Origin of the sequence: Micromonospora sp. NPDC048063 (assembly GCF_043202855.1) — a bacterium.
Lineage (GTDB): Bacteria > Actinomycetota > Actinomycetes > Mycobacteriales > Micromonosporaceae > Micromonospora.
This window is the reverse complement of sequence record NZ_JBIDBG010000003.1, coordinates 483,416-497,764: the sequence shown is the minus strand read 5'-3', so window position 1 is coordinate 497,764 and position 14,349 is coordinate 483,416. Positions and strand designations below refer to the sequence as shown.

Sequence of the window (14,349 nt, the reverse complement as noted above, 5' to 3'; positions counted from 1 at the left end):
AAGGCGTGATCGAAAAATAGCGGAACTTGGTGAGGTGGAAGGGAACCGGTGGTGCTCAGCCCACGGTGTCGGTGGAGGATCCCGTGCCGTACGCGACGGTCGGCTCCAGCCTGTTCATCATTCGGGGCGTCGTCATCGCGTCGGCCACCCGGCCGTTGAGCCCGCCGACGCCGACGCCGACGACGCTGAAGGACCGCCGGTGCTCGACCGTCCCGTTGACCGTCCTCTGCCACTGCCCGAGGTGGAACGGGCACCTCTCGACCTGCGCGCAGGCAGCAGCCAGCGGCCAGCAGTCATCGCAATCCCCCGTGGAAGATGAGAACCAGTCGGCCGAACTGTAGGGGCGCCCCCGACCCTTGTCTATATCGATCACGGTCCGTGACCTCGGACCAGATTTCGCCGCTCACCGGGCACCGGGAAACCACCCACGGTGAACGCTTTCCCGCAGCACGACGGCGGCCGTCCACTCAGGACAGTGGACGGCCGCCGTCGTGCCGGTGGTGTCGAAGCGGGATCAGGCCCGGGCCGGGCCCGTCGCGGACAACAGCGCCGCCTCCCGCTCCGGGGCCAGACCGACCGGGGCGCGCTGTGGCCGGCCCGCCCGCGGCGGGACCGTGCCCACCTGCCGCAGCCACGCCCAGGTGTCCGCGACCGTCTCCGCCACCGGGCGGCAGGTCAGCCCGGCCGCGTACGCCTTCTCGACGCCGCGCTCCTGCAACCAGCGGTACTCGTGCCCGGCCGGAATCCAGGCCGGCAGGTCGTTCCACGGCACCACCCCGGCGGCCAGGATCGGCTCCGGGTCGGTCCACCGCAGCCGGGCGTCGGCACCGGTGACGGCGACGCAGGCGTCGAGCAGCTCGCCCATGGTCGCGTGCCCGGTGCGGCTCACCACGTTGAACGCCCCGCCCAGCCCCTCCGCGCCCCGGTCCAACATCCAGCCCGCCAGGTCCCGCACGTCGACGTACTGCAACGGCAGGTCGACCGGGCCCGGCGCCAGCACCTCCCCGCCCCGGGCGATCCGCTCCAGCCACCAGGGCAGCCGGCCGATGTCCTCCCCCGGCCCGAGGATCAGCCCGGCCCGGGCGAGCAGCGCCCGGTCACCGAACACCTCCCGCACGGCCCGCTCGCCGCCGGCCTTGTTGTGCGCGTAGTCGCCATCGTCGGCGTCCGACTCGGCGTCCACCACGGGGGCCTCCTCGCCCACCCCGTCGACGACCGGCTGCGCGTAGACCGAGCCGCTGGAGACGTAGACGTAGCCGCCGACGCGGTCGACCAGCGCGCGGGCGGCGTCCCGCGCCGCCCGGGGCGCGCCGTCCCAGGTGTCGACCACCAGGTCCCACTCGCCGTCCGCCAGCGCCGCCAGGCCGCCGGGCGCGGTCCGGTCACCCCGCAACCGGCGTACGCCCTCCGGCGCCGCGCCGTGCAGGCCCCGGTTGAACACCGTCACCGACCAGCCCCGACGCACCCCCTCGGCGACCGTGGCGCCGCCCACGAAACCCGTCCCACCCAACACCAGCAGTCTCATGGGCTCCACTGTGCCGGCTCGGACCGGTCGTCCGGCCCCCTGTTCACGGTGAGCGGATCTGCCCAGGGCAGAAGATCCGGCGGGCGAGGGCGACGCGGGTGGAGGGAGACACGGGTGACGGAGCACCACCCCTGGAGAGCACGAAGGCCCGCCACCGACGACGGTGACGGGCCTCGCGGATCATCTGGTGGGCGATACTGGGTTTGAACCAGTGACCTCTTCCGTGTCAAGGAAGCGCGCTCCCACTGCGCCAATCGCCCGTGGTGGCCACCCGGGCCCGGCAGACCGGGCCGGTAGTGGCGGGATGCGAGCGGACGACGGGATTCGAACCCGCGACCCTCACCTTGGCAAGGTGATGCGCTACCAGCTGCGCTACGTCCGCGTGTCGCCGGCGTTCCCCGGCGACGGGATGAACTCTACCCGACGGCAAGATCGCCCGGCACGCCGCCCCGCCGGCCGCCGCGGGCGATTCCCGCGCAGCCGATGGTTGCGCTGGTCAGCCACCGGGTACTGACCTCCTTCGACAGCACACCACATCCCCTGACCAAGGAGGCTGTCGTGGGTATCGGCACCAGCATCTTCCTGATCGCGCTCGGCGCGATCCTCACCTTCGCGCTCGACGCGAGCCTCGGCGGCATCGACCTCGACATCGTCGGCTGGATCCTGATGGCGGCCGGCGTGCTCGGCCTGATCATGACCACGCTCATCTGGGGACGCCGCCGCCAGGTGGTCAGCACGACCGAGCCGGTGGAGTACCGGCGGGTCGAGGAACGCCGGGACGTCGCCCCGCCGCTCTGACCCGACCGCCCCGCGCGACGGAGTCGGACGGTCGCCGGACGCACCGCGACGCACGTGCCGGGCACCCGCGAGGGTGGCCGGCACGTCGACGTCGCCGGCCCCACCCGCCCGGGGGCCTGCCGGCGTGCCGGGCGTCACCCCTCCGCCGCCTCTCCTCGTGACCCTCGCCACCCGGGTACTACCGTCTGCTGTCGTGCGGACGGAGCAGGACGGGTCGCGAACGCCCGGGCGACAGCCGTCGCGAGTCCGCTTCGAGCACGCCGAGGCCGTCGTCGCGATGACCCGCCTCGCCGCCGGCCCCGATCCCGTCCGGGCCGTCCTCGACACGCTCGCCCGTCGATCCACCGCGGCCGCCCTGATCGGCGTGGACGGCACCCTGCTGGCGGTCCACCCGGGGCGGGACCCGCTGGACCGGGCCGTGCTGGGCGCCGCCGCCCGCGCCGTACCTGAGCTGCACGGACGCGGCACGCCGGCGGCCGTGCGGGGCGGCTCGGGCGCGCCCACCGTCCACCTGGTCGCCCTCGGCGCCGGGGAGCGCAACGACGGCGCGGATTGCGACCCCGACGGCGGGACCGAGCCCGCCCCCTGGCTCGCGGTGGTGGACCCGGTGGACCCACTCCCCGGCGACCTGCTCGCCGACGCGGCGCGCGTCCTCGGTCTCTGCTGGCGGCTGGAACGCTCGGAGCGGGCCCGGCGGCGGGTCGCCGCCGGCGACGTGCGCAGCCGGGAGGCGGTGCTGCACCTGCTGATGGTCGGCGACGTGGCACCGGCCCGGCGCATCGCCGCGGCACTGCGTCCCCACCTGCCCAACCTGGTCCGGGTGTGCGTCGTTGAGTGCGCGCCCCGGCGACGCGGCGAGGCGGCCGGGCAGGTGACCCGCGCGCTGGGCGGGCGGGCCTGGGTGGTGCCCTGCCCGGTCCGCTCCCGGCACCTCATCGCGCTGGTGCCGGCCCCGGACCGCGCCGGGCCGCGAGGGGCCGGCGACGCGGACGCGCTGGGGAGACTCGTCACCGGACGGGTGCCCGGGACGCGGATCGGGGTGAGCGAGCCGGTCCCGCTGCGCCGCACCGCCGCCGGCTACGAGCAGGCGTTCCACGCCCTCGCGGTGGCCCGGAACGGACCGGACGGGCACTGCCGCTTCGACCGGGCGACGGAGCTGCGCGCCCTGCTCGGCGCCGCGGGGCAGGACTGGGCGCGGACGCTGCTGGCGCCGTGCCTGTCGTACCGGCCGGCCCGACGGATCGATCCCGACGGGCAGGAACTGCTCGCCACCCTCGGCTCCTGGCTCGCCTTCGACGGCGCGGCCCACCGGCACCTGCGGATCCACCGCAACACCCTGGCGGCCCGGCTGGCGTTGCTGCGCGACCGCCTCGGGCTCGACCTGTCCCGGATCTCCGACCAGTCGGTCGCGTGGTTGGCCCTGCACCTGCTCGGTTCCGCCGCGACCCCGGAAGACGTGCCGGAGGCACCGCCCGTCGTCGGTGGTGGCGCGGACGGCGCGTTCGGGCAGGGGGCGGCGGCCGGCAGCCGGTGGATGGGCCTCGACCGGCTGCTGGCGACCCCCGCCCTGTGCCTCTGGGCGCGCGGCCAGCTCGCACCCCTGGAGGCCGGCGGGACGCCCGTCGGCCTGGTCACCGTACGCGCGTGGCTGCGCGCCGAGGCGCGACTGCCCGACACCGCCGCCGCGCTCGGCGTCTCGGTGTCCGCCGTACGCAAACGCCTCGGCCGGGCCGAGCAGGCGCTGGGGCGTTCCCTGCTGCGCGGGCCGAGCGCCCGGCACGCGCTCTGGCTCGCCCTGCGGACCCTCGACGCGACCGCCGACGCGGGCCTGGTCGACGACCCGGCCGGGTGGCCGCCCGCCTGACCGCCGGTGGCTTCCCGCCGTGCGCCCCCGAGCGGCGGCGCGGGTCGCGGTCGCTGTGCAGCCCGACACCGCCGGCGCCGTCGCTGTGCGGATCGGTCCTCGCGCCCGGCCGGCGCTGCTCCCTACCGTTGCTGGGAGACGGCGGCGAGGACGCCACCATGTGAGCCCGACCGGCGATCCGGTGAGCTGACGGCCGACGTCCGGACGCGCCGCAACGGGGGACGCGTCCGGCCGGCTCCGGGGGGTGCGGCCGCCCCGTCCGCGACGACACCGCGGGCGGGCGGCCGTGGTCGCCCATGACTCCGGGTCCACCCGGGGCGGTCCGGGCGCGGCCTTCGAAACGGTGACGGTCCGAACGGCAGTGCCCTGTGCGCGGCGGAGGCTCGGCGCAGCGGCGTCCGGGAACGGCGAAGGCCCGTCACCGGATGGTGACGGGCCTTCGTTCTGGTGGGCGATACTGGGTTTGAACCAGTGACCTCTTCCGTGTCAAGGAAGCGCGCTCCCACTGCGCCAATCGCCCTCGCCTGTTGCCGAGGTGGGGACGGGATTTGAACCCGCGTACACGGCTTTGCAGGCCGTTGCCTCGCCTCTCGGCCACCCCACCGAGGTTGCCCCCGTCATGCGTGGCGGCATCTCCGAGCGGACGACGGGATTCGAACCCGCGACCCTCACCTTGGCAAGGTGATGCGCTACCAGCTGCGCTACGTCCGCGTGCCCCCGGCGTTAACCGGTGACGGATGAGAACTTTAGCCGAGCCGGCGAGCGGTTGCCAAATCGGGGTGGTTCTCGGCGCGTCCGATGGTGACGGGTTGCCTCACCTCCAAGCTTCCTAGGAGCCTGCCCAGCTACTCCTCCCCCGGTCCGGGCGAAGCGGGTCGGCCGCGGCGCCGGTCGTGGCGTGGCCGAACTGTCCGGCTTCCGACTCTCGGGAGGGCGGACGGGCCGTTATCGGTGACGCCTCGTGTTCAAGCTGATGCGCTACGGTAACGGCGTGACGAGACGTGCGGCCGAAATCCGCCTGGATGCCCTGCTGCGCACGGCCTGTGACGTGATCGTAGAGCGGGGTCTGGCCAACACCCGCACGGCCGACGTGGCGCAGGCGGCCGGGGTGAGCCAGGCGCTGGTCTTCTACCACTTCGCCACGAAGGACCGGCTGCTCGCGCAGGCGTTCGCGTACGCGGTGGAGCAGGACCTGGCCCGGCTGGACGCGGTGATGCGGTCCAGCGCCCCGCCGCTGACCAAGCTGCGCCGGATCGTGAAGCTCTACACGCCGGCCGGCCGGGCGACGTCGTGGGCCATGTGGATCGACGGCTGGGCGGAGTCGCTGCGCACCCCGGAGCTGGAGAAGGTCTCCCGCCGGCTCGACCTGCGCTGGCGGGAGGACCTCGCGGCGGTGATCTCGGAAGGCGTTCGCGACGGCACCTTCGAGTGCGCCGACCCGGCCGGCGCCGCGTGGCGGATCAGCGCCGTGATGGACGGCCTGGCGGTGCAGCTCGCGGTGCACGACCGGGTCATCTCCCGCCGCCAGCTCGCCGAGTGGGTCCGCCTGGTCACCGCCCGCGAACTCGGGCTCGACCCGGACCAGCTCGACTGACCCCGACCACCCGAGGCCGGCGGACCGGACCAGCTCGACCGATGCCCGTCACCGGAGGGCGGCGGAGCGGACGGGTTCGACCGATGCGGTCATCCTCGCCCGAAGCCGGCAAAACGACTCGGCCCCCGAGGCCACCCGGAACAATCGTCGGCATGGACCCGCTGGAGACGTACCGCCGCAGCCTGGCCGAGTTCACCGACCGGGTGGAGCTGGTCGGCCCCGGGCAGTGGTCGGACCCGACCCCCTGCCCGGACTGGGACGTCCGGGCGCTGGTCAACCACGTCGTCGGCGAGGACCGGTGGTGCGTGCCGCTGCTCGCCGGCCGGACGATCGAGGAGGTCGGCGACCGCTACGACGGCGATGTGCTCGGCCCGGACCCGGTCGAGGCGGCCCGGGAGGCGGCGGCGCAGGCGGAGCTGGCCTTCACCCACCCCGGGGCGCTGGCACGCACCGTCGCGCTCTCCGCCGGCGAGACCCCGGCGGAGGAGTACCTGCACCAGCTCATCGCGGAACACCTGATCCACGGCTGGGACCTGGCCGTGGCGATCGGCGCGGACCCCCGGCTGGACGCCGATGCGGTCGCCGAGTGCGCCCGCTGGTTCGGCCGACGGATCGGCGACTACCAGCGGGACAGGCTGATCCGGTCGGGGGCCGACGTGCCGGCGGAGGCCGACCAGCAGGACCGCCTCGTCGCCGCCTTCGGCCGCGACCCCGACTGGGCGCCGTAGCCCGCTGCGTCGCGCCCGCCGCCACCGGACGGCACCAGCGCGGCGACCACCATCCTCTCCTGGCGGCGGCGGGCCGAGGCCCGTTGCCGACAAGCCCGTGGCGCTCCAGGTAGTCGACCGCCACCGGTCTCCACCCTCCGTGAAGCCGCCATCGCGGCCGGGCCCGCCTTGAGTAGGCGTGGCCCTTGTTCCCGCCGACCCGGGCTGATATCCACAGATGCGCATGTGTCACCGCACTGCGCGGCCGGCGTAGGGCCGGCCACCCCCGCTCCCACGAGGAGGTCCCGTGGCACAACCGGAGTGGACACCCTGGATGAGCCGGCGTCGACGCCGGCTCGTTCCCGTCCTGGCGGCGACCGCGGTGGTGGCCGCGCTGCTCCCCGCCGGCCCCACCGCCGCCGTCCCCACCGGCGGTGCCGCCACCGAACGGCGCTCCGGCCCGTTCGCAGAGGGGCACGAGCACGCCGACGTCGACAACCGCCCCGGCACCGCCGCCCCCGACGCCCGGCAGCGGGGCCTGGCCCGCAAGGCCGACCCGGACGTCCGCTGGAACCGGCTCGGCACCCCGCACGCGCTCGGCCCCGCCCGCGCCCCGCTCGCCACCGGCCTCCCCGGCGACCCGGAGGCGGCCGCCCGCGCGTACCTGACCGGCAACCAGGACCTCTTCGGCCTGGACGCCGCCGCGGTCGAGGCGATGGACCGGCTGCTGGTCCGGCCGATCGGCGACGGCGCGGTGGTCACCCTCCGGCAGCGCTTCGGCGCCCTGCCGGCCGGGCACGACGGCCTGGTCACCGTCGCGGTCGCCGCCGGCACGGTCCTCGCGGTCAGCTCCTCGCTCTCCCGGGACACCGCCGCGCCGGCGCCCGCCACCCTCACCGACGAGCAGGCGTACGACGCGGCGCTCGCCGACGCCGGCCTGGCCGCCGACGCGGTCCGCAGCCACAGCGTGCGGGCCGTCGCCGTGCCCACCCCGCTCGACGGGCCCCGGGCCGCGTACGAGGTGACCCTGATCGGCGCCGACGACGACCACCCGGAGGCGTTCACCACCTACGTCGACGGGATCACCGGGAAGGTGCTGGTCCGCGAGGACCTCGTGGACTTCGACTCCGACAACCCGAGCTGGGCCGTCTTCCCGGCCACCCCGCCGCGCGACCTCGGCCCCGGGCAGGACCCCCGGGTGCGCTGGTGCGGCGACCCCGCACCGGAGTGCCGGGAGGCGTTCCGCGACCCGGCCACCGGGCAGCCGTGGGACGTCGACACGGCCACCGGCACGCCGACCGGCACCGCGCGTGGCAACTCCGCCAACACCGTACGGTCCTGGGGCGGCGGCACGCCGGCCGTGCCGGTCGCGCCCAGCCCGCAGCGGCGCTACGAGTACCCGTTCACCGACCAGTGGCACCAGGCCCGCTGCAACCCCGCGGTGTTCACCTCGGCGCAGCGCAACGACGGCGACGCCGCGATCGCCAACCTCTTCGCCATGCACAACCGGATGCACGACTGGGCCTGGCACCTCGGCTTCACCGAGGCCACCTGGAACCTCCAGGCGGTGAACCTGACCCCGCAGGGCCGGGGCGGCGACGCCGAGCAGGGCCGCGCGCAGCAGGGCGCGCTCAGCGGCAACCGGAACAACGCCAACCAGGGCACGCCGCGCGACGGGCTGCCGCCGACCACCAACATGTACCTGTGGCAGCCGCAGGCCGGTGGGCCGTACCCGCCCTGCGTCGACGGCGACTACGACATGACGGTGATCGGGCACGAGTACACCCACGCCATCACCAACCGGATGATCGCCGGCCCGGACAGCGGCATCGGCGGGCACCAGGGCGGTTCGATGGGCGAGTCGTGGAGCGACCTGCTGGCCGCCGAGTACCTCTTCGAGCACGGGCTGCGCGCCCCCGGCGAGACGCCCTACGTCACCGGCGGGTACGTCACCGGCAACCTGGTCAGCGGCATCCGCAACCACGACTTCAGCCGCAGCCCGCTGAACTACTCCGACGTCGGCTACAACACCGGCGGGCCGGCGGTGCACGCCGACGGCGAGATCTGGAGCGCCACCAACTTCCGGGTCCGCGCCGCGCTGATGAAGCGGTACGGCGTCGGCACCCCGCAGCGCCAGCTCGACTGCGCGCAGGGCAGGGTGGCGGTGGAGCAGTGCCCGGGCAACCGGCGCTGGGCGCAGCTCGTCTTCGACTCGTTCCTGCTCCAGGCCGCCAGCCAGGTCAGCATGCTCGACATGCGGGACAACATGCTCACCGCCGACCTGCTCCGTTTCGGCGGCGCCAACCAGGACCTGCTCTGGGCCGAGTTCGCCCGCTCCGGGATGGGCCGGGACGCCGCCAGCAACGGCGCCTCCGACACCGACCCGACGCCGAGCTTCGCCGCCCCCGACGCCGACAACGCCGTGCTCACCCTCCGCCCGAAGGGCGACAGCGCCGACGCGCCGATCCGGGTGTACGTCGGGGCGTACGAGGCGCGGGCGGTCCCGGTGGCCGACACCGACCCGGCGACGGCGCTGCCGGACCGGATCGAGCTGGTGCCCGGCAGGTACCAACTGCTCGCCGTCGCGCCGGGCTTCGGCCACCAGCGGCTCACCGTGGTCGCCAAGGCCGGCAAGGAGGGGTACGTCGACCTGCGGATGAGCCGCAACCTCGCGTCCACCGCCTCCGGCGCGACGATCACCGGCGACGGGGTCAACCTGGACCGGATCGCCGACGACACCGAGGCGACCAACTGGGCCTCCCTCGACGGGGTGGCCGGCAAGCAGGTCACCGTGGCGCTGCCCGGCGACGCGCCGCAGGTCGTGAAGCGGGTCAACGTCAGCGCGATGCTGCGCCCGTCGATCACCGGCGACGCCGACCCGGGCAGCCAGAACTCGCTCAGCGCGCTGCGGTCGTTCGCGGTGTCGGCCTGCAACGCGAAGACCACCGACTGCGCGGATCCGGCGAACTGGCAGCGGATCCACACCAGCGCGGCGGACGCGTTCCCGGGCGGGGCGTACCGGGCGTACGTGCGGGACATCAACCTGCGCGAGTTCCCGGTGCCGACCACGCTGGCCACGCACCTGCGGCTGGAGGTCCTGGCCAGCCAGTGCACCGGCGGGCCGGACTACGCGGGCGAGCAGGACGACGACCCGGCGACCACCACCGACTGCGCGACCGCCAGCCCGGCGCGTACGCAGGTGCGGATCGCGGAGTTCCAGGCGTTCTCGAAGTGACCGTCCGTCGGGGCCGGCCGGTGGCGCCGGCCGGCCCCGACGGCCAGCCCCGACGGCCGGTGGCGCCGGCCGACGGACGGCGGGAGACAATCGGCGGCGTGTCCGACCTTTCCACCGCCTTCGTCCGGCTGCACGCCCGCCTCGCCCCGGTCGCCTTCGTCCCCGAGGTGCGGCTGCACCAGGCGGACGACGCCATCGGGCTGTGGGAGCTGACCGAGGGCGAGTTCCGCAGCGCGCAGCCGCCGCCGTTCTGGGCCTTCGCCTGGGCCGGCGGGCAGGCGCTGGCCAGGTACGTCAGCGACCATCCCGAGCTGGTCGCCGGCCGCCGGGTGCTCGACCTCGCCGCCGGCTCCGGCCTGGTCGCCATCGCCGCCGCGCGGGCCGGCGCCGCCGCCGTCCGCGCCGTGGAGATCGACGAGCTGGCCGTCGCGGCCGTGGCGGTCAACGCCGAGGCCAACGGGGTACGCGTCGACGCGGAGCTCGGCGACATCCTCGACGGCGACGCCGGCGGAGCCGAGGTGGTGTTCGCCGGGGACGTGTTCTACAGCGAGGCGATGGCCAACCGGGTGCTGCGTTTCCTGCTCCGGGCCGCCCGCGCCGGGGCGGACGTGCTGGTCGGCGATCCGGGCCGGGCGTTCCTGCCCCGCGACCGCTTCGACGAGCTGGCCGCCTACGACGTGCCGGTGCCCGAGACGCTGGAGAGCGTACGGGTGAAGCGCACCACGGTGTGGCAGTTGCGGGCCGGGCTGCCGGGAGCCGCCCGATAGCGTGTCGACGTGCTGTTCCGGAGCTGGGCGCAGACCACCGACGCGCACTGGCCGGACGTGGCCCGGGTGGCCGACCACGTGGGTGTCGAACACCTGGTGGTGACCCGGCACGCGCTGGTCCGGGAGGTGCTGACCAACCCGGTCACGTACCGGCCGGACAACGCGCTGGACGCGGTGACCCCGATCCCGGTGGCCGCCCTGCGGGTGCTGGCCGGGCACCGGTTCCGGCTGCCGCCGACCCTGGCGAACAACGGCGGCGCCAGCCACCCGCAGATCCGGGCGATCGTCGCCGAGGCCCTGCACCCGACCCGGGTCGCCGCGCAGCGGCCCTGGCTGACCGGACTGGTCCGGGAGCGCCTCACCGCGATCGGCGCCGCCCTGGACGCGGGCGCGCCGGTCGACCTCTACGCCGAACTCGCCGCCGACCTGCCGCTGCTGGTGCTGGCCCGGCTGGTCGAGCTGCCCGACACGCCGGTCGGGGCCGTGAAGGAGTTCGCCCGCACGGCGCTGGAACTGTTCTGGGCGCCGCTGGACGCCGACCGCCAGGCGGCGCTCGCGGCCGAGGTGGGCCGGTTCCACCGGGTGCTGCGGGAGTTCGCCGAGACCGGGGGCGGGCTGGCGGGGTCGCTGCGGGCCGCCGGGCACCCGCCCGACGTGGTGGTCGGCGCGCTGTTCTTCCTGCTCGTCGCCGGCCAGGAGACCACGTCGCAGTTCCTCACCCTGCTGCTGCACCGGCTGGCCGGCGAGCCGGCCGTGCTGGCCGGCCTGCGGGCCGGCACCGTCGCGGTCGCCGACGTGGTCGAGGAAGGGCTCCGGCTGGAGCCGCCGATCGTCACCTGGCGACGGGTGGCCGCCGTGGACGCCACGCTGGGCGGGACGGCGGTGCCGGCGGGCACCAGCATCGTGCTCTGGCTGGCCCGCGCCGGCCGGGACCCGGCCACCGTGGAGGCGCCCGACGAGTTCCGGCCCGGGCAGCGCGGATCCCGCCGGCACCTGGCCTTCGGGGCAGGCGCGCACCGCTGCGTCGGCGACCAGCTCGCCCGGATGGAGGCGGCGGTGGTGGTCGGCGAGACGGCGCCGCTGCTGGACGGGGTCGCCGTCGTCCGCGAGCCGTGGTGCCCCGACAACCTCACGTTCCGGATGCCCGACGCCTTCGTCGTCCGACGCCACTGAGCCGCCGACGTGGCGGCGTGGCGGCGTGGCGGCGTGGCGGCGTGGCGGCGTGGCGGCGGATGGTCGGGTGCCAGGCGGCCAGAGGGAAGCCTCCCGGTCGGTCGTTTCGCCGAGGGCGGGCAGTCTGAGCGTCCCTGTCGAGCTGCCCCATCCGTGAGACCACCCCGAAAGGCGCCGCCGTCCCATCGTCAGACCACCCGGAAGGCGTCGCCCGTCCCCCGGACCACCCGAAGGCGCCCGCCGCCCCGTCCATGAGGGCAGCTCGACAGCGCCCGGTGGGATGCCGCGCCCGGTGGCGCTGCCCTGGGCGCGCGGGCCCGGGGCGGGTAAGCCCGGGGCGGGTCAGCCGCTGGGCTCGACCAGCCCCGCCTCGTACGCGAGGATCGCCGCCTGCACCCGGTTGCGCACCTCCAGCCGGGTGAAGATGCTGGTCAGGTAGCTCTTCACGGTGCCCTCGACCAGGTAGAGCCGGCGGGCGATCTCGGCGTTGGACAGTCCCGCCCCGACCAGTGCGAGCACCTCCCGCTCCCGCTCGGTCAGCCCGGCGAGCCGGTCCCGCGCCACCGGCCGGCGGGCCACCCGGTCCCCGCCCAGCTCGATCACCCGGCGGGCCACCCGCGGCGACAGGTACGCGCCGCCGTCGGCGACGGCGTGCACCCCGGCGATCAGCTCGCGCGGGTCGCCGGCCTTGAGCAGGAACCCGCTGGCCCCGTGCCCGAGCGCCCGGGCCACGTGGTCGTCCTCGCCGAAGGTGGTCAGCATGACCGTCGCCGTCTCCGGCACGAGGCGGCGGATCTCGGCGGCGGCGCTGAGCCCGTCCAGCCTCGGCATCCGGATGTCCAACAGCGCCACCCGGGGCCGGTGCGCCCGGACGAGGTCCACGGCGGCCCGGCCGTCGGCAGCCTCACCGATCACCTCGATCCCCGGATCGGTGGCCAGGATGGCCCGGACACCGGCCCGGATCATCGCCTCGTCGTCGGCGAGCACGACCCGCACCGGGCCGCCCGTGTCAGCGTTCATCCGTGATCCGCTCCTTGCTGACCAGCCGGCCGTCGGCGAAGCAGAGCCGCCAGGTCGGCTCGGCCAGGGGGAAGTTCCCGTCGGTGTAGTACTCGCAGCCGGGCCGCGCCGGCTCGGCGGGCGGGTCGAGCTGGCGCCGGGGCAGCCCGGTCAGCGCGGCGCGCTCCGCGCCGAGGGGCATCCGCGCGAAGGCGTCCGCGTGAAGCACCGTACCGGCGGTGGCGACCGGGTAGTAGACCAGCGACAGGACGAGGGCGAGGCCCACCGGGGCGCCGAGCGCCGTCAGCAGGCTACGCCGGACCCGTCGGCGGGCGGCGCGCAGCCGCTGCTCGGCCTCGGCCGGCCGAGGGCCGGCGGCAGGGTCTGGGCCGCCGGCAGGGTCTGGGCCGCCGGCGGGGCCTGGGGCGTCGCCGGGGCCTGGGGCGTCGCCGAGGCCTGGGACGTCGCCGAGGACTGGGGCGTCGCCGGGCGGGAGGACGGCGTCGGCGCCGGAAAGGCCGTCCAGCGGCAGCCGGGCGCGGACGGCGAAGCCGCCACCGCCCAGGGGACCGGCCGTCAGGGCACCGCCGGCGAGGCGGACCCGCTCGGCGAGGGCGAGCAGGCCGGAACCGCTGGACGGGGGGCCGGGCAGCGGCCCGGCCGGCGGCGGCGCGTTGACGACCGACACCTCGACCTGGTCGCCGTCGCCGGCCAGGGCGACGGTGACCGCCGCGCCGGGCGCGTACCGGGCGGCGTTGGTGAGCGCCTCCCGGACCACCCGGTGCAGGGTGCGCGCGGTGGCCGCCGGCAGGTGCGGCAACCCGCCCGGCGGATCCACGTCGACCGCCATGCCGGCCTCCCGGGCCCCGTCGACCAGGTCCGCGACGGTCTCGTCGGCCGGCCGGGTGGTGGCCGTTCCACCCTCGTCCCGGAGCACCCCGATGATCCCGTGCAACCGCTCGGTGGCGGCCGCGACGCTGGCCCGCAGTTCGCCGGCGGCGGCCCGGTGCGCCGGGGCGAGGTCGTCGGTGACCTCCAGGGTGGCCGCGCGCAGGGCGATCAGGCTCAGGTCGTGCCCGAGCGAGTCGTGCATCTCCTGCGCGATGCGGGCCCGTTCCCGCAGCCGGATCCGCTCCGCGGCGCCCCGCTGCTCGCGGTCCCGGGCCTCGGCGTGCCACCGGCCGGCGTCGGCCAGGGCGGCCTGCTGGCGCCGGTACCGCCCGACGAGCCACGGAAACACCCCGGCGAAGAGCAGCACCGAGGCGAGCAGGAACCAGGTGGCCGCGCCGGTGCCGAGCAGCCCCAGGTTGAGCGCGGTGCCGCCGGCCGCGATCGCGGCGAAGGCGAGAGCAGCCGGCACGGCGGTGGCGCTGCGGCGGCCCGTCAGGTAGCTGAACACCGGGATCGCGAAGAGGAAGTTGCCGTCCAGCAACGAGCCGAGCACCGCCGTCACCAGGGCGGCCACCGGCCACCGCCGGCTCACCGCGACCGCCACGGCGAGCAGCAGCAGCGCGCCGACCGTCAGGGCGACGGCCCGCCCGGAGTGCGGCGGCGTGACGCCCGCGTACCCGATCGGGGCGGCGGTCACCAGCCACAGGAGCAGGTCACCGGTCCACCGCCGGACGCCCGCCCGGGCCACCCGTCCACCGCCCGCGAGCGCGGCCCACCAGCTCTCCACGGCGGCCAG

11 protein-coding genes and 5 tRNA genes are annotated in these 14,349 nt (G+C 75.8%); 7 read left to right on the top strand and 9 right to left on the bottom strand.

Annotation, left to right across the window (positions count from 1 at the left end; all coding sequences use genetic code 11):
* Positions 1-55 precede the first annotated feature (55 nt).
* From ACGFZ2_RS10655 to ACGFZ2_RS10640, 4 genes are all read right to left on the bottom strand, one after another.
* Positions 56-373 (bottom strand): hypothetical protein, encoded by a 318-nt coding sequence (locus ACGFZ2_RS10655; RefSeq protein WP_393452146.1) that lies wholly within the window; start codon positions 371-373, stop codon positions 56-58.
* A 141-nt stretch (positions 374-514) separates the two neighbouring features.
* The gene (locus ACGFZ2_RS10650) at positions 515-1,525 is read right to left on the bottom strand and encodes an NAD-dependent epimerase/dehydratase family protein (RefSeq protein ID WP_393452143.1); all 1,011 of its coding nucleotides are present in this window, start codon (positions 1,523-1,525) and stop codon (positions 515-517) included.
* Positions 1,526-1,710: 185 nt separating this feature from the next.
* Positions 1,711-1,785: transfer RNA gene (locus ACGFZ2_RS10645), tRNA-Val, on the bottom strand.
* A 49-nt stretch (positions 1,786-1,834) separates the two neighbouring features.
* Positions 1,835-1,907: transfer RNA gene (locus ACGFZ2_RS10640), tRNA-Gly, on the bottom strand.
* Between the two features lie 176 nt (positions 1,908-2,083).
* Here ACGFZ2_RS10640 and ACGFZ2_RS10635 point away from each other — a divergent pair.
* Both ACGFZ2_RS10635 and ACGFZ2_RS10630 read left to right on the top strand, forming a co-directional pair.
* A complete protein-coding gene (locus ACGFZ2_RS10635; protein WP_350711694.1) occupies positions 2,084-2,323 on the top strand; it encodes a DUF6458 family protein in 240 nt (79 codons plus the stop codon).
* A 193-nt stretch (positions 2,324-2,516) separates the two neighbouring features.
* Positions 2,517-4,187 (top strand): helix-turn-helix domain-containing protein, encoded by a 1,671-nt coding sequence (locus ACGFZ2_RS10630; protein ID WP_393452140.1) that lies wholly within the window; start codon positions 2,517-2,519, stop codon positions 4,185-4,187.
* A gap of 445 nt (positions 4,188-4,632) precedes the next feature.
* On the opposite strand, the gene ACGFZ2_RS10625 is transcribed toward ACGFZ2_RS10630, so the two are convergent.
* The 3 genes from ACGFZ2_RS10625 to ACGFZ2_RS10615 form a co-directional block, all read right to left on the bottom strand.
* A tRNA-Val gene (locus ACGFZ2_RS10625) sits at positions 4,633-4,707 on the bottom strand.
* A gap of 13 nt (positions 4,708-4,720) precedes the next feature.
* Positions 4,721-4,791 (bottom strand) — tRNA-Cys (locus ACGFZ2_RS10620).
* A gap of 34 nt (positions 4,792-4,825) precedes the next feature.
* Positions 4,826-4,898: transfer RNA gene (locus ACGFZ2_RS10615), tRNA-Gly, on the bottom strand.
* A gap of 280 nt (positions 4,899-5,178) precedes the next feature.
* Between ACGFZ2_RS10615 and ACGFZ2_RS10610 the strand changes: the two genes are divergently transcribed.
* The 5 genes from ACGFZ2_RS10610 to ACGFZ2_RS10590 all read left to right on the top strand — a co-directional run bounded on the left by ACGFZ2_RS10610 (position 5,179) and on the right by ACGFZ2_RS10590 (position 11,663).
* Entirely contained in the window at positions 5,179-5,781 is a 603-nt protein-coding gene (locus ACGFZ2_RS10610) for a TetR/AcrR family transcriptional regulator (protein WP_350711691.1), read from the top strand.
* 152 nt (positions 5,782-5,933) lie between these two features.
* A complete protein-coding gene (locus tag ACGFZ2_RS10605) occupies positions 5,934-6,509 on the top strand; it encodes a TIGR03086 family metal-binding protein (RefSeq protein ID WP_393452137.1) in 576 nt (191 codons plus the stop codon).
* A 286-nt stretch (positions 6,510-6,795) separates the two neighbouring features.
* Positions 6,796-9,723, top strand: a complete 2,928-nt coding sequence (locus tag ACGFZ2_RS10600; protein ID WP_393452134.1) for a M36 family metallopeptidase — start codon at positions 6,796-6,798, stop codon at positions 9,721-9,723.
* 98 nt (positions 9,724-9,821) lie between these two features.
* Positions 9,822-10,490, top strand: coding sequence for a 50S ribosomal protein L11 methyltransferase (locus ACGFZ2_RS10595; protein ID WP_350684270.1), 669 nt, complete (start codon positions 9,822-9,824; stop codon positions 10,488-10,490).
* A 9-nt stretch (positions 10,491-10,499) separates the two neighbouring features.
* Positions 10,500-11,663, top strand: coding sequence for a cytochrome P450 (locus ACGFZ2_RS10590; protein ID WP_393452131.1), 1,164 nt, complete (start codon positions 10,500-10,502; stop codon positions 11,661-11,663).
* 342 nt (positions 11,664-12,005) lie between these two features.
* Here the strand turns inward: ACGFZ2_RS10590 and ACGFZ2_RS10585 are convergent, their stop codons facing one another.
* Both ACGFZ2_RS10585 and ACGFZ2_RS10580 read right to left on the bottom strand, forming a co-directional pair.
* Positions 12,006-12,683: a response regulator transcription factor gene (locus ACGFZ2_RS10585; RefSeq protein WP_350711683.1), complete on the bottom strand. Its 678-nt coding sequence runs from the start codon at positions 12,681-12,683 to the stop codon at positions 12,006-12,008.
* Positions 12,673-14,340, bottom strand: a complete 1,668-nt coding sequence (locus tag ACGFZ2_RS10580; protein WP_393452129.1) for a sensor histidine kinase — start codon at positions 14,338-14,340, stop codon at positions 12,673-12,675. Before ACGFZ2_RS10580 ends, ACGFZ2_RS10585 begins: the two co-directional genes overlap by 11 nt.
* Positions 14,341-14,349: the final 9 nt, after the last annotated feature.